This is a genomic window from Streptomyces sp. NPDC055966 (assembly GCF_042269865.1).
Classification (GTDB): Bacteria; Actinomycetota; Actinomycetes; order Streptomycetales; family Streptomycetaceae; genus Streptomyces.
In genome coordinates this window covers 180,243-199,388 of sequence record NZ_JBHJYK010000018.1, presented here as the reverse complement: position 1 = coordinate 199,388, position 19,146 = coordinate 180,243, and the positions used below count along the sequence as shown (strand labels likewise).

The 19,146-nt window shown below is 74.0% G+C and carries 16 protein-coding genes and 2 pseudogenes; 6 read left to right on the top strand and 12 right to left on the bottom strand.

The window, feature by feature from the left end; translation table 11 throughout:
- Positions 1–32: 32 nt before the first annotated feature.
- On the bottom strand, positions 33–1,415 hold the full coding sequence (locus ACFC8N_RS33270; protein WP_362819499.1) for a S1 family peptidase: 1,383 nt from the start codon (positions 1,413–1,415) through the stop codon (positions 33–35).
- A 262-nt stretch (positions 1,416–1,677) separates the two neighbouring features.
- Positions 1,678–1,896 (bottom strand): annotated as a pseudogene (locus tag ACFC8N_RS33265) (SAM-dependent methyltransferase); the annotation flags it as partial.
- Between the two features lie 140 nt (positions 1,897–2,036).
- Between ACFC8N_RS33265 and ACFC8N_RS33260 the strand changes: the two are divergent.
- Both ACFC8N_RS33260 and ACFC8N_RS33255 read left to right on the top strand, forming a co-directional pair.
- On the top strand, positions 2,037–3,233 hold the full coding sequence (locus tag ACFC8N_RS33260) for a MalY/PatB family protein (RefSeq protein WP_376292277.1): 1,197 nt from the start codon (positions 2,037–2,039) through the stop codon (positions 3,231–3,233).
- A gap of 10 nt (positions 3,234–3,243) precedes the next feature.
- Positions 3,244–3,630 (top strand): PPOX class F420-dependent oxidoreductase, encoded by a 387-nt coding sequence (locus ACFC8N_RS33255; protein WP_356029547.1) that lies wholly within the window; start codon positions 3,244–3,246, stop codon positions 3,628–3,630.
- A 30-nt stretch (positions 3,631–3,660) separates the two neighbouring features.
- Here the strand turns inward: ACFC8N_RS33255 and ACFC8N_RS33250 are convergent, their stop codons facing one another.
- The 4 genes from ACFC8N_RS33250 to ACFC8N_RS33235 form a co-directional block, all read right to left on the bottom strand.
- Complete coding sequence (locus ACFC8N_RS33250) at positions 3,661–6,462, bottom strand: hypothetical protein (RefSeq protein ID WP_376292275.1); 2,802 nt, start codon at positions 6,460–6,462, stop codon at positions 3,661–3,663.
- Between the two features lie 208 nt (positions 6,463–6,670).
- A complete protein-coding gene (locus tag ACFC8N_RS33245; protein WP_356029550.1) occupies positions 6,671–6,781 on the bottom strand; it encodes an FAD-dependent oxidoreductase in 111 nt (36 codons plus the stop codon).
- Between the two features lie 253 nt (positions 6,782–7,034).
- Positions 7,035–7,496, bottom strand: a complete 462-nt coding sequence (locus ACFC8N_RS33240) for a zinc ribbon domain-containing protein (RefSeq protein ID WP_362819503.1) — start codon at positions 7,494–7,496, stop codon at positions 7,035–7,037.
- A gap of 161 nt (positions 7,497–7,657) precedes the next feature.
- Positions 7,658–8,398 (bottom strand): TetR family transcriptional regulator, encoded by a 741-nt coding sequence (locus ACFC8N_RS33235; RefSeq protein WP_356029552.1) that lies wholly within the window; start codon positions 8,396–8,398, stop codon positions 7,658–7,660.
- 234 nt (positions 8,399–8,632) lie between these two features.
- On the opposite strand from ACFC8N_RS33235, the gene ACFC8N_RS33230 reads away from it, so the two are divergent.
- The 3 genes and pseudogenes from ACFC8N_RS33230 (at position 8,633) to ACFC8N_RS33220 (ending at position 11,199) form a co-directional block, all read left to right on the top strand.
- Positions 8,633–9,742, top strand: coding sequence for a substrate-binding domain-containing protein (locus ACFC8N_RS33230; protein ID WP_376292272.1), 1,110 nt, complete (start codon positions 8,633–8,635; stop codon positions 9,740–9,742).
- A gap of 191 nt (positions 9,743–9,933) precedes the next feature.
- A pseudogene (locus ACFC8N_RS33225) lies at positions 9,934–10,160 on the top strand (hydroxyacid dehydrogenase); the annotation flags it as partial.
- A gap of 187 nt (positions 10,161–10,347) precedes the next feature.
- Positions 10,348–11,199, top strand: coding sequence for a hypothetical protein (locus ACFC8N_RS33220; RefSeq protein WP_376292270.1), 852 nt, complete (start codon positions 10,348–10,350; stop codon positions 11,197–11,199).
- Here ACFC8N_RS33220 and ACFC8N_RS33215 read toward each other — a convergent pair.
- On the bottom strand, positions 11,186–11,320 hold the full coding sequence (locus ACFC8N_RS33215; RefSeq protein ID WP_362819506.1) for a hypothetical protein: 135 nt from the start codon (positions 11,318–11,320) through the stop codon (positions 11,186–11,188). The genes ACFC8N_RS33220 and ACFC8N_RS33215 overlap by 14 nt on opposite strands.
- Positions 11,321–11,549: 229 nt before the next feature.
- Between ACFC8N_RS33215 and ACFC8N_RS33210 the strand changes: the two genes are divergently transcribed.
- Entirely contained in the window at positions 11,550–12,260 is a 711-nt protein-coding gene (locus tag ACFC8N_RS33210; RefSeq protein WP_376292267.1) for a peptidoglycan-binding protein, read from the top strand.
- A 30-nt stretch (positions 12,261–12,290) separates the two neighbouring features.
- On the opposite strand, the gene ACFC8N_RS33205 is transcribed toward ACFC8N_RS33210, so the two are convergent.
- The 5 genes from ACFC8N_RS33205 to ACFC8N_RS33185 all read right to left on the bottom strand — a co-directional run bounded on the left by ACFC8N_RS33205 (position 12,291) and on the right by ACFC8N_RS33185 (position 18,945).
- A complete protein-coding gene (locus ACFC8N_RS33205) occupies positions 12,291–12,671 on the bottom strand; it encodes a hypothetical protein (RefSeq protein ID WP_079173186.1) in 381 nt (126 codons plus the stop codon).
- Positions 12,672–13,100: 429 nt separating this feature from the next.
- On the bottom strand, positions 13,101–14,018 hold the full coding sequence (locus ACFC8N_RS33200) for a MurR/RpiR family transcriptional regulator (RefSeq protein WP_362819550.1): 918 nt from the start codon (positions 14,016–14,018) through the stop codon (positions 13,101–13,103).
- 78 nt (positions 14,019–14,096) lie between these two features.
- The gene (locus ACFC8N_RS33195; protein ID WP_356029558.1) at positions 14,097–15,815 is read right to left on the bottom strand and encodes a phospholipid carrier-dependent glycosyltransferase; all 1,719 of its coding nucleotides are present in this window, start codon (positions 15,813–15,815) and stop codon (positions 14,097–14,099) included.
- A 92-nt stretch (positions 15,816–15,907) separates the two neighbouring features.
- Complete coding sequence (locus ACFC8N_RS33190; RefSeq protein WP_376292264.1) at positions 15,908–17,815, bottom strand: phosphatase PAP2 family protein; 1,908 nt, start codon at positions 17,813–17,815, stop codon at positions 15,908–15,910.
- A gap of 230 nt (positions 17,816–18,045) precedes the next feature.
- The gene (locus ACFC8N_RS33185) at positions 18,046–18,945 is read right to left on the bottom strand and encodes a BadF/BadG/BcrA/BcrD ATPase family protein (protein WP_376292262.1); all 900 of its coding nucleotides are present in this window, start codon (positions 18,943–18,945) and stop codon (positions 18,046–18,048) included.
- Positions 18,946–19,146: the final 201 nt, after the last annotated feature.

Here is a 19,146-nt window from a genome sequence, read left to right as displayed (position 1 = left end):
CGTGACCGCACGGGTGCCCTTCTCGTGTCCCGTCAGCCCCAGGTCGCCGAGTAGTACCGCTGATAGGCCTTGCGATCCTGCTCGGCCCGGATGTACCGGGTCGCGACGAGCGCGATCAGACTGCCCGCGATGACCAGCAGCCCGGGACCGACGTTCCGGGTGTCCGTCAGCCGCGCCAGCAGTGTCTCGTTCCCGCCGCCCGCCACCGGCGCCGCCGAGCCCGGCGTCACGCCGCTCGGGGCGATCGCGGCCTGCGTGGCCGCGGCGGACGGCGCGGGGGAGGGGGCGGCGCCCTGCGCACCGCCGGCGTTCTGGGCCGACACGATCAGCTTGACGTTCAGCGCCGTCAACGCCTTGGTGATCGGCTGGAAGAACGTCGTACCGCCCGCCGTGCAGTCCCCGCTGCCGCCCGAGGTGACACCGAGCGCGATGCCGTCGGAGAACAACGGGCCGCCGCTGTCGCCCGGTTCGGCGCACACCGTGGTCTGGATGAGCCCGGTGACCGTCCCCTCGGGGTAATTGACGGTCGCGTTCAGCGCGGTCACCGTGCCGTCGTGCAGCCCGCTGGTGCTGCCGCTGCGGAACACCCGCTGCCCCACCGTCGCATCGGCGGCCCCCGTGATCCGCACCCCGTTGCCGCCGCCGATCGCGACGACGTCGGCGCCGTCACCGGCCCTGCCGGAGGCGTACTTCACGAGCGAGAAGTCGTTGCCGGGAAAGGTGCTGCTCACCGTCTGCCCCAGCTGCCGGTCGCCCTGGTTGTCGGCGAACCACGTGGACCCCGCCGGACCGCAGTGCCCGGCCGTGAGGATGAAGTCGCTCTGGCCGTTCGTCACGTTGTACCCCGCCGAGCAGCGGCCGCCGGTCGACAGGATCGGCTGGGCGCCGTTGAGCCGCGTGGTGAAGGAGCCCCCCGTCCGCCGCATCCGCACGAAGTCACCGATTCCCGCGGCCATTTGACTCATCCGGGACCAGTCGCCCCGGGACACCGTGCTGTCCGCGCTCACCAGCACCTCGTTGGTCCGGTAGTCCACCGCCCACGCGGTGCCCGCCACCCGAGGCGCCGAACGCAGCGTGGCCGTGGCCGACGTGAGCTGGTCCATGCTGTGCGCGACGACCTTCGCCTCGGCCCCCGCACCGCGCACCGCCCGCGCCGCCGCGTCGTCGGTCACCGCCACCACCGGCCGCCCGTCGGCGCCGATCCAACTGCCCGCCGTACGGGCCGTGCCGAGCCGCGCCACCAGCGCGGCGCCGGTGTCCCTTCCGCCGCCGGCGGCGGACAGCGTTCTCGTGGCGGCGCGAGGTGTCTCGCTCGCCATGGCCGCCTGGGTGACCATCACGCCCCCCAGGAGGAGTCCGCCGACCGCCGCCAGGCGTGTCACCCGCCGGACGATGCGTCGTCGTGCGTGCCGCATGCGTGGCTCCCGAAGCCGAACCCGACCACGCGCCGCCCGTGCCGACGGCGCGAGACCCCCGGCTCGTCGAGGGCCCGCACCTCCATACGCGGCCCGGCGCCCCAGCGTTCAGCGCAACCGGTCTTCGGCGAAAGCGGTGTTCGGGGAGCCCGGTGTTCAGGGAGACCGGTGTTCGGGGGCCCGATGTTCGCTGAGGCCGGTAGGTCCCGCCCGCCCGGCTCGGTTCTTCCGCGCCATCCCGCCGAACATGGCGGACCTCCTCGACGATCCGCGTCTCGGGCGCGATGCCCTGGGCGACCTCGTGCGTGTTGTCGGCGGTCGGCAGCCCGGTGCCGATGTCCAGGAACTGCCGGATCCCCGCCTCGGCGGCCGGATGGCGCACGGCACGGCCGAGGAAGAGCCGGTCGGCGCGCGCGTACTTCCCGATGCCCGGGTGCAGTTGGCGTATCCGGTAACCGGCCGCGCGGTCGACCTCGTAGGAAAGCCGGGCGAGCGATGCGGCCATTCGTTCATGACGCAATCCAGACGCTTGAGTTGATCACCACCCTGAACTCCGGCACTCCGGCACTCCGGCTCTTCGGAGCGTTCCCGCCGCCGCCCCTGCCGCATATCGTGAGCCCCATGAGCGGCACACCGCGCGACACCCACGGCGAACCGGACCCCCTGCGCGCCCTCGACCTGGCGCGGCTGCGCCGCCGTACGAGCATGAAATGGCGCACCTACCCCGAGGACGTGCTGCCGCTGTGGGTGGCCGAGATGGACGTCCCCCTCGCCGAACCCGTGGTCCGCGCCGTCACCGACGCGCTCACCCTCGGCGACACCGGGTACCCGGCCGGGACCGCCTACGCCGAGGCGCTCGCCGCGTTCGCCGCCGACCGCTGGGGCTGGGACGGGATCGCGATCGAGCGCACCGCGATCGTCCCCGACGTGATGCTCGGCGTGGTCGAGATGATCAAACTGGTCACCGGGCCCGGCGATCCGGTCATCGTCAACCCGCCGGTCTATCCGCCGTTCTTCCAGTTCATCGGCCACATGGACCGCAAGGTGGTCGAAGCGCCGCTCGGGCCGGGACAACGCCTCGACCCGGCCGCCCTGGAGGAGAGGTTCCGGGAGGCGACCGCCGGCACCGGCCGGGCCGCCTTCCTGCTGTGCAGCCCGCACAACCCCACCGGCACCGTCCACACCGCCGCTGAACTGGCCGCCGTCGCCGACCTCGCCGAGCGGTACGGCGTCCGGGTCGTCGCGGACGAGATCCACGCCCCGCTCGTCGCCCCCACCGCCGCCTTCGTGCCGTACCTCGGCGTGCCCGGCGCCGAGCGCGGCCTGTCCCTGATGTCGGCCTCCAAGGGCTGGAACCTGGCCGGCCTCAAGGCCGCGCTCGCCCTCGCCGGACCCGGCGCCGCCGACGACCTCGCCCGGCTGCCCGAGGAGGTCGGGCACGGCCCCAGCCACCTCGGCGTCATCGCCCACACCGCCGCCCTGCGCGACGGCAGAGGCTGGCTGGACGCCCTGCTCACCGGGCTCGACACCAACCGGCGGCTGCTCTGCGACCTGCTCGCCGAGCACCTGCCCGCGATCCGCCTCCACCCCGCCGAGGCCACCTACCTGGCCTGGCTCGACTGCCGCGCCCTCGGCCTCGGTGACGACCCCGCGCGGGTCTTCCTGGACCGCGGCCGCGTCGCCCTCAGCTCGGGCCTGCCCTTCGGCACCGGCGGCGCGGGGCACGTACGGCTGAACCTGGCGACCTCGCCCGAGATCCTCACCGAGGCGGTACGGCGCATGGCGGCCGCCCTGCCCGCCGCGCGGCCGGGCTCCTAGACTGCCCGGCATGGACGACACGCGACTGGACCGGCTCGGATCCGGCAAATACCTGCTGGTGACCAGCTACCGCAAGAACGGCACCCCGGTCGCCACCCCGGTGTGGGTGGTCCGGGACGGCGACACCCTCGGGGTGTGGACGGCCGCCGACAGCTACAAGGTCAAGCGGATCCGGCGCCGCGCGGACGTCCTCGTCGGCCCCTGCGACGTGCGCGGCAACCCCACCGGCGACCTCTTCCCGGCCACCGCCGTGCTCGCCGACGGCGCCACCACCGCCCGCTACCGGGACCTGATCGCCCGCAAGTACGGCATCCTCGGCCGCCTCACCCTGCTGGGCAGCCGGCTGCGGCGGGGCCTGGACGGCACCGTCGGGATCCGGGTGACCCTCACCGACTGACACCGGCGGGGCCACCCGGAAACGGGATCGCTACGACGCGTCGAGCACCGAACCGGACAGCACCAGCCCGTCGGGCACCGGCTTGCCGGTCGTCACGTCGACCTGCTGGAACCGCACCGACTCCGTCGGCTCCCTCACCGTGTCCCCGACCGTGGGCACGGTGATGTCCACGCTCGTCTTCCCCGCCGGCACGTCCACCCACAGCGAGACACCGGCCTTCGACAGCGGACGCTCCGGGTCGGGCTTGGCCCCCGCGGTCTCCTCCAGCCAGCGCGCCGGGACGTCCTTCGTGGACAGCTCCGGCCCGGTGGCCGGCACCGCGGCGAACATCGCGTTCATGTCCACGTCCACGGCCTGTGACAGGGACAGCCGCCACGTCAGGGACCGCCCCTCCGTGACCCGGTCCGCGACCGGCGTGACCTTCATCGTGGGCGCAGGGTCGTCGTCGTGGACCGTGATGCCGCCCCGGTAGGAGCCGACGACCGCGCCGTGGACCGCCTTGACCAGCACATCGTGCGAAACGTCCGTGCCGTAGCGCGTGTTGCCCTTCACCTCGACCGGTACGTCGATGTCGTGCCCGCCCGGCCGCACCGTCACCAGCCGGTCCTTCGCCTTCCCGGTGGCCGGGTCGACGACGTACACCCGGACCTGCCCGCTGCCGTGGCCGCTCACCCGCACCGGCACGTGATAGGTGCGCACACCCGAGTCGCCCTCGGCCACCGTCATCCGGCCGAGGTCCACCCGGGGCAGCGCGACCGCCCGGACCGCCGGCGTCCCCGGCCGCCAGCCCCACGCGTCCATCAGCCAGGCCTGCCCGGACGCCGAACGCGCCGTCAGCTCCATCGACTTGACCGAGCCGAGCCGCAACCCGGCACGGGCTGCGGCCGTCAGCGGCAGCCGGAACTCACGCGCCCAGTACGACGCGGTGCGCTCGCTGCCGGGCAGCCCGTCGGCACGCACCCGGCCCAGCGTCACCTTCCGTCCCGAGGTGTCGGTGAGGGACACGTCCCACTGCGCGCCCCGGGAGTTCGGCGGCACGAACAGCCGCAGCGCCAGCGCCTGCCCGCCCTCCAGCGACACCGGGTGCGGCACACTCACCCGCGCGGGCGTGCCGGCGCGCGTCCAGCGCAGCGCGATCGCCCGGCGGCCGCTCTCCCGGCCGGTCTCCCACTGGGCGAAGTGCGGCGAGGCCCCCTTCGCGCCCTGTCCGAGACAGGCCTCGGCGGCACTCGGGTTCACCGCGTCGCACAGCCGGGCGCCGGTCACGCGCACCCCGCCATCCGGCAGGAACCCGGCGCTCCGGCGCGCCCCCACCGCGTGGCTGAGGACCCGCGCCGGGTCCGCCGACGGCGCCCGCCTGCCGGAGCCGTCGAGCAGCGGCCGTACCCGGTCGTCGCCGGTCAGGAACAGCCGCGCGGCGGCCGCGATGTACGTCGAGCCGGCCCGGTGCTGCTGGTCGGCGGTGAGCCGGGTCGCCGCGCGCTTGCCGCACACCGCGTCCGGGTGGTCCGGGTCGTCGTAGAAGTCGTCCTCGGAGGGCGCCGCGGACCGGCCGGGCGTCCACTCGGAGTTGAAGAAGTTGTGGTCGGCGCCGATCACGTACACGGCGCTGTGCAGGGCGCTGCCGTTGCTGACCGCGCGGGTGCCGTCGACGTACACCTCGCCCTGGAGGTCGGACACGTCGCCGTCGCAGCCGGGCAGGATCGTCATCGACGGGATGTCGGGCACCGGGTTCTGGCCGAAGACCGTGGGACCGATCAGGACCATGCCGCGGACGGTCCAGCGGACCGGGCCGTGGTAGCCGTCCTGGTCGGCGGGCGGCGGGTAAAGGCTGTCCATGGCCGCCCGGTTGACCCCCTCACCGCCCCGCGAGTGACCGACGAGCAGCACCCGGGACAGATCGGCGCGCGGCGCCTGGCGGACGACCGCCGGCGCGGCGGCGGGGTGCGCGGCCCAGTCGGCCCAGCGGGCCAGATGCAGCCGCACCAGCGAGGAGCGGGCCTGGGCGCCGCCGTCCTCGGCCGCGAAGTCCTGGCCGTTGATGCCGTTGGCGGAGACCGAGACGGTCACATAGCCCTGCGAGGCCAGCAGCTGCTGGTCACGCAGATAGCCGCGGTGGCTCGGCACCGGCTTCCAGCCGGTCTTGCAGGGCCAGTCGCCGCCGATCTGCTCGCCCTGGTAGCAGGTGTAGTGGCGGCCGTGCAGGAACAGCGCGAGCGGCCGCCTGCCGGGCGCGCCGACCGGGGCGACGACCACCCCGCGCATCTCGACCGGTACCGGGAGGCCGGGCAGCTTCACGGACGCGAGGCTGTACTCGCCGCTCGTCGTGCGGTACGTGCCGGGCTTGCCCGGGTCGACCGAGTTCGCGGGCAGCGGGGCAGGCGGCTGCGCCGCGGTGGCGGCCCCGCCGGTCGCGGGCGCGTCCAACTGCCGTCCGCCCGACCAGACATGCAGCCCCCGCAGTCCTTGCGTGCCCTGCGGTCCGCGCAGCCCTTGCAGCTCGCGCAGCTCGTCGGCGCGCCGCTCGTCCAGGGGCAGCCGGAAGGTGCGCCCGTCCGCACCTTCCCGCGGCGCTCCCAACAGGCGCTCGCCCGCCCGGAATTCGATCCGGGCGTCACCCATCGGCACCGGCCGGTCCGAGCGCCACTCCAGCTGCGGCTGCGAGCGCTGCCCGGATATCCGCCAGCCCGGCGGCAGCGAACCGTCGGCCGACGCGGCCAACTGCGCGTCATGTGACGGTGGTTGGCCTTGGGCGACTGCCGCCCCTGGGGATGCCCCCGCCACCGCGGCCAACGCGGCGGCGGTCACCCATATGTGCCGGGCACGGACCACTGTTCCTCCTCGACCCCCGAATCCCGGGCGCCCAGGCCGTCCCGGGAGCCCCTCGATTCCGGAGGACGGAAGGCGGAGACTGTGGGTTGCCTGTGAAAGAAGAGTGATCGTTCGGATGATGCGATCAAGACAATGATGGTCTGGATCCACGCGGTTGTCCGGTCGGCTCCGCCTCCAGCCGCCCGCCGGTCCGCCAGGACCGGCCAGCTCAGACCGGCCGCGCCGCCCGCTCCAGCAGGGCGACCGGCACACCCCGGCCCGCCAGGTGATATGCGACCGACACCCCGAGCATCCCGGCGCCCACGACGACGACCGACATCAAGTCGCCTCTCACCCGGGCGACTTACTCGCGGCCGTCCCTTGCTCGTCTCTGTCCCGCCCCCCGACTGGACCACTGGACCCGGCCACCGGTGGCTGCGCGCGTGCCAGGGGCGGTGCCGTGCCGACGGCCACCGCGCGCGACGGCGCTCTCGCGCTCGGCGTCGGGCTCGCCGCCGGCCGCGCGTTCGAGACCGGACAGCCGGTGGCGTACGGGAGTTGGTGCCGGGGATGTGTGGCACCGGTGAGGTGCGTCAGGTCCAGGCCCGGTACGGCTCGTCCATCAGCTGGAACACCGGCTCGCCCCGCACCGGGTCCTTGGCCGTGGACAGCCGGACCCGGTCGCCGCTGTGGATGCCGACCGGCGGTCCCATGACGCGGCCCCGGACCACGAAGCCCTCGGCCATCTCGATGAGCGACACGTTGCGCGCGGCGGGTGTGTTGCGGTGCAGCACCGTGGAGTGCCGGACCGTCCCGACTCCCTCACTGCGCTCCGTACGCAGCTCGCTGCCCTGGCACACCGGACAGAGCAGCCGGTGGTACATCGCGGTGGCACACCAGGTGCAGCGCTGGAAGAGGATCGCGTCCTTGATGTCTTTGGCGTCCACGGAGCCGGAGACGGCCGCGGGGACGGAGACGGCTACGGGGACGGGATCGAGCACGCCCGTCGCGGCGCCGGCCGCCGGAAACGAGGCATTTGCTGAGTGGTGGTACACGCTGGTCAACTCCCTGCGCTCGGCCGGAATCCTGCGTGTCCGGCGCGCACCGGGCACACGTGTGGGCGGGAGCCGTGCTGCCGCGCACGCCGACAGCGTATGGCACTCAGTGTCACTCGTAAAGGCACTGCGTACCCCCATCTGGCAGATGGCGTTCGCGATCAGGTCCGGTCGAGCGCCGTCTCCAGCTCCTGCACCACGCGCCACAGCGGGGTGTCCCGGCGGCAGGCCAGCACCACGACGTCGTCCGGATCCTCCGCCGGCGCGCCGACCGGCACCGGGTTGACGCGCGGGGGCGCCGCGGCGGCGGACCGCCCGAACGCCCTCTGTACATAGCCGAGCGCGTGGTCGACCGCCGCGCCCGCGTCGCCCTCGCCGTCCGACCGCAGCCAGGAGCGCAGCCCGTTGTTGTGTGCCGCGACGACGGCGGCCGCGATCACATCCGCCCGCAGCGTGCCGTCGGGCAGTCCGGTGAACCGTCCGCGCAGATACTCGGCGAGCGCGCGCTCGTAGCGCCACACCACGGACAGCTCGTAGGCGCGCAGGCCCGGCACCTGTTTGGTGAGGCGGTAGCGCTGCACCGAGAACGCCGGGTTCTCGGCGTACATCCGCAGCACCAGCCGGGCCGCGTCGCACACCCGCCGCACCGGTTCGTGCTCCGCGCCGCCCGCCGCGAGGAACGCGGTCATGTCGGCCAGGCAGCGCTCGTGGTCGGGGAAGACCACGTCCTCCTTGGAGGGGAAGTAGCGGAAGAACGAACGCCGGCCGACCCCGGCCAGGGCCACGATGTCGTCGACGGTCGTCTGCTCGTACCCGCGTTCCACGAAGAGCCGGAACGCGGCCGCGACCAGGGCCTCCCGCATCGGCGGCTTCGCGGCCGGTGCCGCGCTGCTGGAGCTCATGAACGGGAACGTAGCACCCGCGCGGACGTCATGACACTCAGTGCAGGAAGAGTAGGCCCGAGGGGGAACTGAGTGCTGTATGAGGGGGACGGGAGGGCGATGGCTGCGCCGTGCGGGCGTTTTCCGAACATCGGATCGATCGAATTGATTGGAATCGATCGATACGATTGTGGGCGTAGAGTATGCGATCCGCGATCACCGAATCCGCGTGACCACCGTTCCAGGGGGAACCCCATGCGACTGCACGTCGACCAGCGCCATGAGCGGGTGCTCGAACTCGTCCGGGAGCGGGGCAGCCTCCGCGTCGCCGAACTGGCCGCCGAACTCGGCGTCTCCGCCGTCACCCTGCGCCGCGACGTGGAGACCCTCGCGGCGCAGGGGCGGGTGCGGCGGCTGCACGGCGCGGTCGTCTGGCCCGGCGAACAGTCCCCCGCGCCGGCCGCCGCGGCCGCACCGCGGCCGGACTCCCTCGAAGGCGCCGTCATCGGCATGATCGTGCCCACCACGGTCAACCTCTTCGCCGCCATCGTGCGTGGTGCCCGGGAGGCCGTCGCGGCCCGGGGCGGGCGGCTCGTCCTCGGTGTCTCCGGCTACGTCGACACCGAGGACAGCGTGCAGGCGGAACACCTGATCGCGGGCGGTGCGCGCGGACTGCTGGTGGCGCCCAGCTGGTTCGCCGGCGTTCCCCAGGACGGGCAGGAGAAGTGGCTGATGGAGAGCGGGGTGCCCACGGTCCTGGTGGAGCGCTCCGCCCCGCCCGGCAACCCGGCCGCCGACCTCGACCGGGTCCGCACCGACCGCGCCCACGGCGCCGCCGTCGCCGTCGGCCACCTGGCCGCGCTCGGCCACCGCCGGATCACCGCCGTGCTCCAGGAGGGCCCGCACGCCGTCCAGATCGGCACCGGCTTCGACGCGGCCGTACGCGCGCGCGGGATCGACGTCGACCAGGGCGCCCCGAGCGTGCGCGAACACGGCGACTACGACGCTTCCGTCGACTACCTCGTCCGGGCGGTGCGCGAACGCGGCGTCACCGCGGCCCTGGTGCACAGCGACGAGGACGCCATCGTGCTCGTCCCCCGGCTCCAGGCGCACGGTGTGCGGGTGCCCGACGACCTCGCCCTCATCGCCTACGAGGACGAGGTCGCCGCGCTCGCCGACGTGCCCCTGACCGCCATCGCCCCGCCCACCCGCGCGGTCGGCGAACTCGCCGCGAAACTCCTGCTGCGCCGCCTCGCCGAGCGGGGCGGGCAGCAGCACCCCGGACCCCGCCAACACCTCGACCTGCTCCCGGAGTTGCGCATCCGCTCCTCCTGCGGAGGCCGGGCGCCCGCCGACGGCTCCTGACCGCCACCGCACCACTCCGGTTCACCGAAGCGATCGAGACTCGATCAATAGTCGATCGTTTTGATTATCTTGCGCGAACGCTGCTGACGTTGATCGCCTGTGCGCAAGAGATGTCCTGCGACGGCCTCTGCCGTACGAGGTCTCGTAGGAGCCGTGCATGACGCGTACGCCACGATCGTTCCGCACGGTTCACCGGCCGCCTCCACGCCGTCCTCTACGTCACCGAACCCGACGTACCCCCGTCGACTCCCCCCTCTGCACCCTGCCGAACGTCCTGCTCACCCCGCACATCGCCGGCTCCCTCGGCACCGAACCGGGCCGCATGACCGAGTGGGCCGTCGACGAACTCGCCCGCTACGCCTGCGGTCTGCCCTTCGCCCACCCCGTCGGCCCCGAGGAACTCACCCGCTCGGCCTGAACCCCGGCCCGCACCGGCCCCGAACCCGGCCCGACCGCCGCACACCGACCCGCCCCCGCCGACGGTCGTCCCCACTCTGCGACGTAACCTTTCTCCACCGTGCCGGGACCGGCCCGCGCCGCCAGGCATCGCCTACGGCCGCGGGACACCGGCCGTTCCCGCACCGGCCCGTCCGAGGAGATCCCGCATGCCCGCCGCCCGCCCCCGCCTGCTCTACGTCACGGACCTGGCGTACCGGGCCCGCGGGCGCCGCTACTGCGACGAGGACATCTTCCTCACCTCCCGGCTGCGCGCCCGCTTCGACCTCGCCCTGTGCCACCCGCTGGACGCGGCCGCGCTGATGGACGGCTACGACGCCGTCGTCGTCCGCAACAGCGGGCCCGTCCTCGGCTACCAGAGCGCCTACGACGCCTTCCGCGCGCAGGCGATCGAAACGGGCACCCGGGTGTACAACCCGCTCACCGGCAAGGCCGACATGGCCGGAAAGCAGTATCTGCTCGATCTGAGCGCCGCCGGATTCCCGGTGATACCGACGGTCGGCGGCGCCGAGGACCTGCACCGGCTGCCGTCCGCCGAGCGGTACGTGGTCAAGCCGAAGCTCGGCGCGGACTCGGTCGGCCTGCGGGTCGTGCCCGCGGGCCAGGTCGCCGCGGCCGCCGCTGCGGCCGGCGGGGAGGTGCTGATCCAGCCCTGCGTCGACTTCCTCCACGAGGTGTCCTTCTATTTCGTCGACGACGACTTCCAGTACGCCCTGTACGCCCCCGACCCGGAGCGCCGCTGGGCGCTGGAGCCCTACGCCGCGACCGCCGCCGACCTGGAGTTCGCCCGGCGCTTCATCGACTGGAACGACCTCGGCCACGGCATCCAGCGCGTGGACGCCTGCCGTACCCGCGACGGCGGACTGCTGCTGGTCGAGCTGGAGGACCTGAACCCCTATCTGTCGCTGGACGCCCTGCCGGAGGAGGCCCGGGACGCCTTCGTCGGCGCGTTCACGGCCTCCCTGGGCCGGTTCGCGCAAGGCGCTCTCACCGCAGCCTGACGGTGACCCGCTGGGTGGCCCCCGTCGTGCCCGTGAGGTCGCCGAAGACCAGCGTCAGCGCGGTGCCGGCGGCCGCGGCCGCCGAGCGTGGCCGACCACGGCGTGACCAAGGAGTCGTCATGACAGCGCTTTCCAGCACGCGCTTTCTCGAACGCTCAACAGTTCTTACCGAGTTGAGCGATTCGATCGGTTGATGGGCGGTGTGGCGTGGGGTGCTCCGGATCGGCGCGTCGACCGGAGCGCGAACGGGGACCGGGCGTGAACGGGGCCGCCGTACACGCCGTATCTGAGCACGAGGACCTCATGAGTCCCGCCCGTCCGCGACGGGGCGGGGACGGAAGGAGAGTCAGGTGCCGACACCGCCCGATCCCGAACGCCCGCAGTCCGGGCCGGTCCTGGAACCCGTCCGGGTGCTGCGGCCCCGCCGGTTCGACGCCCTCGCGGAGCTGATGCGGGAGATCCGCCCGGACCCGGTGACGTACGAGCCCGTCGGCACGGCCGCCGGGCCGCGCCCGACCGCCGGTCGAGCGGTGCCCGTCGCGGAGGAGGACACCCAGGAGCTGCCGCCGGTACCGGCAGTCAGGGCCCCGGCCCCCGCCCCCGGCGCCCGCGCCGCGACGCCCCGGCTGCGGCGGGCCGCCGTCGCGGGGGCCGTTGCCGCTGCCGCCCTCGTCGGCTTCGGCTGCGCGATGCTGCTGCCCTCCGGCCAGGAGTCCACCGCGAGCGCCGCGACCGCGCGGCCTGCGACCACCGCACCGCCCGCCACCGCGCCAGCCCCCACCACTCCCGGAGCCCCCACGGCGGCCACCGACCCCGACGGCCCCGGCACCCTCCGCCAGGGCGACACCGGGCCTGACGTCACCGAACTCCAGCAACGCCTGCTGCGCATCCCGGACGTCTACCGCGACGGATCCACCGACGGCACCTTCGACGCCGCCCTCACGGCGGCCGTGGCCCGGTTCCAAGTCTGGTACGGCATCAGCGGCGACGAGCGAGGCGTCTACGGCGACGACACACGCCGGGCCCTGGAGTCACGGACGACCCCCGGCGAGGGTTCGTGAGACCGGCCGGAGCGACGGGCGGCGCGGGGATCAGCGTCCCGGGCCGCGCCCCGACAGGGCCTCGCTGACCGCTCGTACGCTGCGGGCGATGTGCTGGAGCTGCAGGACCTCGGCGGCGTACAGCTTGATCGTGTGCTCGATGACCGACTCGGGCAGCCCCAGCATCGGCAGCTCGGCGCGCGCGGTCTGCAGGGCGGTCCGGGCCACCCGGACCTCCTGCTGGACCTGGAGCTGGGCGTGCCGGGCCAGCAGCACGGGGTGGCGGATGAGCGCCGGATAGCTGGCGTAGCGCGCGGGGATCAGCTCCCGCAGCCATTTGGCCGCCGAGCGCTCCCAGTCGTACGAGCCCGGCGTCTTGACCTGACAGGGCCAGTCGGGACTGATGCGCGTGCTGGTCAGGGGCATGATCATCGCTTCCGGTGTGCGGCGTCGTGAGGGTGGTCCGACGAATGCGGGGCGGCCCCGGTCTAGGGGATGGCCGGGGCCGCCACGGGCGCGTCACGCAGACGGCGCGCCCCGGAACACCACACATGCCGACGTGGGTAGGAGCCGGCGGCCGGGGGTGTCCGTACGGGGGCCCCGGCCATCGGGAACCGGCGCTGCGGGTGATGTTGCGTGCGCATGGCTGGTCCGTCGGCTTTCTCGGGGCGGTGGCGCGAGCGGTGGGTCCGCGTGCGCGGAACGTGCCCGGAGTGGGTCGGGCGCGATCCGTGAGCAGTATTTATATATGCCGTCCGGTTTGCAAGACGTATGAAAACATTCATGCGTGCTTTGTGGTGGATGATCCCTGTCCGGGGGTATCGGGGGGTGCAGGATCTTCACGGATCCCACGCGCGGACGTCAGTCCTTCATGAAGAACTGATGCTGCTCGGAGAGCTGCTCGTACTTCTCCAGCCGGGCCTGGGTGCGCTCCGGATCGGCGTCGGTCATGGCCTGGAGCAGCGCGGCGGCCAGCACGCCGGGCGCGGCGTAGGAGTCGAACACCATGCGCGAACCGGTGCCGGTGGCGAAGGTGATCTCGGCCGCCTCGGCCAGCGGCCCGAGTGCCAGGTCGGTCACGAGCGCGACCTTGAGCCCGGCGTCCCGGGCCACCCGGACGGCCTGGAGGGTCTCGTGGGAGTGCCGGGGCATGGCGAAGGCGAGCACCCAGGTGCCGCCGGCCTCGCGGGACTGGAGCAGGGCGTCGTAGGCCACGCTGCCCCCGCGCGTGACGAGCCGTACGTCGGGATGGATCCGGCGGGCCGCGTAGCCGAAGTACTCGGCGAGGGACACGGAGATGCGCAGGCCCAGCACGGTCAGCGGGGTGGAGCGGGACAGCGCGCGGCCGACCCGGATGATCCGGTCGGGGTCGGCGAAGTCGCGCCGCAGGTTCTCCAGGTTCTCGATCTCGGCGTCGACGGCCGCCTGGAGTTCGTTGGCCCGGTCCTCCTCGCCCGGGCCGCCCGCCAGCGTGCTCAGCGCGATCGACTGGAGCCTCTCGCGCAGCGCGGGATAGCCGCTGAAGCCGACGGCGGCGGCGAACCGGGTGACGGAGGGCTGGCTGACCCCGACCCGGTCCGCCAGCTCGGTGATCGACAGGAACGCGGCCTCGGTGATGTGCTCGATCAGATACTGGGCGATGCGCCGCTGCCCCGGCGACAGACGGGGGCCGTCGAAGAGTTCCCGGAGCCGGGAGGTCGGAGCGGGCTCGGCCTCGGGCACGGTCTTGCCCGAGGTGATCGCTGATGCCTGTGCACGTGCCTGCTGCGGCGAGGGCACCCGCTCGCCTCCTTTGTCTGCCACGACCACTCAACATAGCTCACCTGCCGTCTTGACCAGCGGGTTGAGCGTACGTGCTCACCGACGATAGAGGCTGATCGAATAGCCCACATCGCCGACCGGATGACTGGAAGCGATCAGTTCGGCCAGTCGGCCGCGTGCCTTGGCGACCGCCGAATCCGACACCACGAGCAGCCCGTGCACCCGGTCCGGCGGCACGCCGCGCGGATCGGCGGCGCGGATGCCGTAGTACGACGGCACACCACTGCCCTTGTACACCAGCCACACCCGCTCGCCCGGATCGTCCCGGCGCAGCCGGTCGGCGAGCCGGCCCAGGTCCTGTCCCCAGTCCACGTTGGAGTCGTGCAGCAGCCGGTGGGTCTGCGCGGGCCCGCCGAACGCCTCGTTGGCGTACGGCAGGTAGTACGGGAAGGTCCGCAGCGAACTCACGGCCGTCCACAGCGCGAGCACGGCCGTCACGGCGGCCGCCCACCGCCTTCGCGGCCACGGCACCCGGCCCGGCATACCCGTCGGCGAGCCCGCCGGCACGCAGCAGGCCGCCGTCACCGCGAGGAACACCGGCACGCACAGCGCGTACCGCGTCCCGAAGTCCCGCGATCCCGTCATCGCTGCCGCCAGCAGCACGGCGGGCGGCAGCAGCAGGTACGGCGCCGCGGCCCGCAGCCGCCGCAGCGCGACCACCGCCACGGCACCGGCCGCGCCCAGCGCCAACAGGCCGAGCGGTGTCTTCACCAGCAGGGCGACGGGCAGGTAGTACCAGCGCCGGCCGGTGTACACGTGCCCGAACAGATAGCCCTGCCACGGGTAGTCCTCCAGCCCGAACTGCACCCGCATCCCGGCCCGGTACGCGGGCGGCAGCGGCAGCAGGTCGACCAGCGTCCCGCGCGGTCCGTGCAGCGCCGGGACCGGTTCGGCGGGGGAGAACCGCAGCCGGGGATCGACCACCAGATACGCGACCCAGACCACGGCCACCGCCACCAGCGCCATGCCGCCCGCGGCGGCGAGCGCGGTCAGCACCCGGCGCCGCCGGCCGGCCCCCGCGCACGCGACGCCCACGGACACCGCCGCGAGCCCCGTCAGCACCGGCACCGCCGGCAGTGCGCTCATCTTGGTCGCCACGGCCGCCCCCAGCGCCACCCCCGCCAGGGGCACGTACATCCTGGGCCGCCGGCGCGCCCGCCAGAGCAGCCATACCGCGGTCAGGACGAAGCCGGTCACCGGCATGTCCAGCGTGGCCAGGGAGCCGTGGGCGACCAGGTCGGGCGTGAAGGCGTACAGGGCGAGCGCCACCACCGCGCCCGCCGTGCCCGTCAGGTCGCGGGCGAACGCGAAGGCGACCAGCCCGAACAGCAGCGTCAGCACGATCACCGGCAGGCGTGCCCACAGCATCAGCCGCCCGGGGTCGTTGCCCGACTCGTACAGCAGATGCCGGCCCACGTCCCCCTGCGTGCCGGGGTACGACGCGTCGTAGCGCGGGTCCGCCACCGCCACCCCGGCCTCGATCAGCAGCTTGCCGAGCGGCGGATGCTCGGGGTTGTAGCGGATCCGGTGCTCGTGCAGATAGTCGGTGGCCGTCGCGACGTACACCGGCTCGTCGATCGTCGGGCTCTGCTGCACGGCCGTCGTCACCATCACCGCGGCCATCTGGGCGAGCAGCAGCAGCGCCACGAGCGGCACCAGCCACCGCCGGTGCCGGTGCAGCCCGGCGTACGGGCGGGCCGGGGCCGCGGCGGGAGCCGCCGGGCCGAGGACCAGGTGCTGTTCGTGCGCCATCATCCGCCCCGCGGTGGCACCGGCCGTACGGCGGCGGGAGCGTGCGTGGGCCGGATCATGGCCCTACTGTCGCACCGCTCCCGCCACCGGGGGCGTCACCGCTGCACGAGTCGTACCGACAGACCTTCTGCCGTGTACACGGGTACGGCCCGCAGCCGGTCGGAGTTCACCTCGATCCGCGCGAACCGGCCGCGCAGCCGGGGCACGTCGAGGACCGGCAGCGTGCTGCCCGCGGCCGGCGGCCGCTCGGTGTCGAGGCGCAGCGACAGCGCGGCCCCACCGCCCAGCACCGCCAGGTGACGGACCGTCAGCGGGGCCTTGCGGCCGGCGCGCAGGGTGATCTCCAGCGTGCCCGCGTCCTGGGCGTAGGCGCCGCGCACCCGCAGCCGCCCGGCCACCCGCAGGGTGCCGTCCGTGATCCGCACGTCCCCGTGGCCGAGGGCGTCCTCGCCGCCCGCGACCAGCGCGCCCTCGGCCAGCACGGTCCCGCCGGTGTAGCGATTGCGGCCGGTCAGCGTGAGCGTGCCGGTGCTGCGCTTGGTCAGGCCGCCGCGGCCGTCGATGTCGTTGCGCCAGGCGTCGGCCGCCGAGAAGCCGCCCGCCGCCGCGTCCAGCGTGACGGTGACGTCCGTGTCGAAGGCGCCGTAACCGTCCGCCGCGGCGAACAGGTCCAGCCGGCCCCACTGCTCGAAGCCGTCGAGCAGCACGTAGCCGGAGGGCAGCGCGGTGCTGCGCAGCACCGCGCGGCGCTGGTCCGCGCTGAGATACGGCAGCCGGGTCTCCAGCAGCACTTCGGCGCCCTTCGGCACGGTGAGCGGCACGTCGGGGCCCTGCCGGGTGAGGACGTACGTCAGCCGGGGCCGGACCGCGCGGGCGTTGGCGGCCCGGTCGGCGTACGGGTCGGCGCCGGTGTGCGCGTAGGAGAAGAGGGTGTCGGCGGTGGTGCCGGTCCGCTCGGTGAACCAGGCGAGGGCCTGGGCGCGGGCGGCGGCCTTCAGCTGGGCGTTCGCCGGGTCGGCGAGGGTGGCCGCGGCGAGCGCGGTGGCCATGATCCGGCCGCCGATGACGTCGACGGGGTGGTGCATGCCCGCCACGATCCGGGTGTGGCTCAGTTCGACGGCCCGCGCCACCAGCTCCTGGAAGCGCTCCGGCACGGCGTACGCGTAGGCCAGCGCGGCCAGGTGGAAGGCGTTGGTGTGGCCGCTCGGGAAGCCGCCGTCGTCGGTGGCGGAGGTGCCGCGCTGGCGCAGCAGCTGCGGGGCGACGGACACCGGGGAGTCGTACACCGGGAAACCGAACGCGTCCGTCCTGCCGGTGTCGACGACCTCGCTGTCCTCGTTCAGCCGCCACGGACGCGGGTACTCGTAGGCGTACTTGGCGGGGTTGCCGGAGGCGTACGGGCCGCGCACCGTGTCGACCAGTTCGGCGACCTTGCCGAGCGCCGAGTCGTGGGCGCCCGCGCCGAGCGCCGAGCCGGCCGGGGCGTCGGCGGGCACGGCGTCGCTGACGGTGGTCGCCGGAGTGCCGTCGGGGGCGCCGGTGATCGAAGTGACCGCCTTGGCGCCCGTCTTGTACAGGCCGGCCAGCGGGCCGAGGCCCGCGATCATCGCGTAACTCTGGTGCTGGCGGTCGTAGACGAACGCTTCCTTCGCCTGGGCGTCGGTGCGCTCGGCCGTGGTGCGGGCGCAGTAGCGCAGGTCGGCGCGGAGGATCTCGGGGCGCAGCGGGGTGCCGGTGTTCCAGGCGGCGCCGGTCTTCCACACCTGGGCGAAGCCGCCGAGGACCCGGACCACGGCGTTGGTCTCGGGCGTCAGGTTGGCGGCGACGTTGGTCCGGTAGTCGTCCACGAACGCGGCCGGCGCGGTGGCGGCCTTGGCGTCGGCCGCGGGCAGCCAGACGGCGATGGCCGGGGCGGCGAGCACGCCCGCCGACGCGGCCAGCGCGGTGGTGAGGAACCCGCGCCGGTTCAGCGCGGCGGAGGGGTGCCCGGCAGGTGACGGCATGCCTGTGCCTCTCGGAAGCGGTCCACGGAACGCGGGGCGCGATGTGCCGGCGTGTGCGAAACCGTGGAGAAGAAGGAGGAAGAAGTTGAACGAGTGAATATCTAGGGGTGGGGTGTGACCCGTCGGGAAGGTCCGGGTGATGTGCGTCCGGTCGGCAGGTGAACGCGGGGCGTTCGGCACACAGAAACCGACAACCGGCGCCCGGCACACCCCCGGTTCCGGCGCCGTGCTCACAGCAGCCCGCGCGCGAGCGTCACCGCCCCCGCCACCGGCGGCACCCGCAGCGGGCGCGGCCGGGCCGACGGCAGGGACGCGGCGAGGGCCGCGGCGAAGGCGTCGTACAGCGCGGGCTGGGCGAGGATCGTGCCGCCCGCGACCACCACGTCGTCGGTCGCCGCGCCCCGCCGGTCGAGGAGTTCGACCAGCGCGGCGAGCGAGCGGCCGCCGGCGGTGATGACGCCATGGGCGAGCGCCGAACCCGCCTCGGCGGCGGCGAAGACGGCCGGGGAGTGCCGGCCCCAGGTGGCGGACGGCTCGGGGGCGCTCTCCAACGCCGCGCCCAGCGCGGGCACTTCGGGCACGCCGAACGCGTCGAGGAGGGCCGCCGCCAGCGCGTCGGGTGCCTCGCCGCGGTCGTGGGCGGCCCAGCAGACGCGCACCGCCTCGCGGACCAGCCCGGCCGCGCCGCCCTCGTCGCCGAGCACCGCGCCCCAGCCGCCCACCTGCACGGCCGTGCCGTCGGCGCGCCGCCCCACCGCCACCGAGCCGGTGCCGGCGACGAGGCCGGCGCCCTTGTCCAACCCGGCGGCGGGGACGAGGAGTTCGGCGTCGCCCACGACCAGCGTGGGCACGTCGAAGTGGAGGTGCAGGGCGGTGCGGAGCTGCTCGCACTGGCGCGCGGTCTCGCAGGCGTGGCCGCCCACCGCCAGCGCCGCCGGACGCGGGCCGGCCGGCAGGGCCTCGGCGATCAGCCGGGCCAGCCAGCCGGCGGCGGCGACCGGGTCGTGCGGCCGCCAGCCGCCGCTCGTACGGACGTGGTCGGCGAGCGGGGTGTCCCCCGCCACGGCACGCAGCCGGGTCTTGGTGCCGCCCACGTCGATGCCGACGAGGACGGGCGTGGAGTCCTGCACGGGACCTCTTTCGTCGTGCGTCGTGTGCGCTGTGTTCTTCGTGCGCGCGGTGCAGCGACGGCGGGCGAACCGTGCCGGGGGAGCCGGGGGCAAGCCGGTGAAAGCCGGGAAACGGGGTGGTCGCAGCGGTCGGGAAGCCCCGGGACGGGCCTCTGGCGGAGCACGGCAGGCGAGTACCGTGAAGTTCGTTAGGAAATTAAC

Coding starts and splice junctions, on each gene's coding strand:
- ACFC8N_RS33270 (WP_362819499.1), bottom strand. CDS start 1,415: ATGCGGCACGCACGACGACGCATCGTCCGGCGGGTGACACGCCTGGCG.
- ACFC8N_RS33260 (WP_376292277.1), top strand. CDS start 2,037: ATGAGCGGCACACCGCGCGACACCCACGGCGAACCGGACCCCCTGCGC.
- ACFC8N_RS33255 (WP_356029547.1), top strand. CDS start 3,244: ATGGACGACACGCGACTGGACCGGCTCGGATCCGGCAAATACCTGCTG.
- ACFC8N_RS33245 (WP_356029550.1), bottom strand. CDS start 6,781: ATGTCGGTCGTCGTCGTGGGCGCCGGGATGCTCGGGGTGTCGGTCGCA.
- ACFC8N_RS33235 (WP_356029552.1), bottom strand. CDS start 8,398: ATGAGCTCCAGCAGCGCGGCACCGGCCGCGAAGCCGCCGATGCGGGAG.
- ACFC8N_RS33230 (WP_376292272.1), top strand. CDS start 8,633: ATGCGACTGCACGTCGACCAGCGCCATGAGCGGGTGCTCGAACTCGTC.
- ACFC8N_RS33220 (WP_376292270.1), top strand. CDS start 10,348: ATGCCCGCCGCCCGCCCCCGCCTGCTCTACGTCACGGACCTGGCGTAC.
- ACFC8N_RS33215 (WP_362819506.1), bottom strand. CDS start 11,320: ATGACGACTCCTTGGTCACGCCGTGGTCGGCCACGCTCGGCGGCCGCG.
- ACFC8N_RS33205 (WP_079173186.1), bottom strand. CDS start 12,671: ATGATCATGCCCCTGACCAGCACGCGCATCAGTCCCGACTGGCCCTGT.
- ACFC8N_RS33195 (WP_356029558.1), bottom strand. CDS start 15,815: ATGATGGCGCACGAACAGCACCTGGTCCTCGGCCCGGCGGCTCCCGCC.
- ACFC8N_RS33190 (WP_376292264.1), bottom strand. CDS start 17,815: ATGCCGTCACCTGCCGGGCACCCCTCCGCCGCGCTGAACCGGCGCGGG.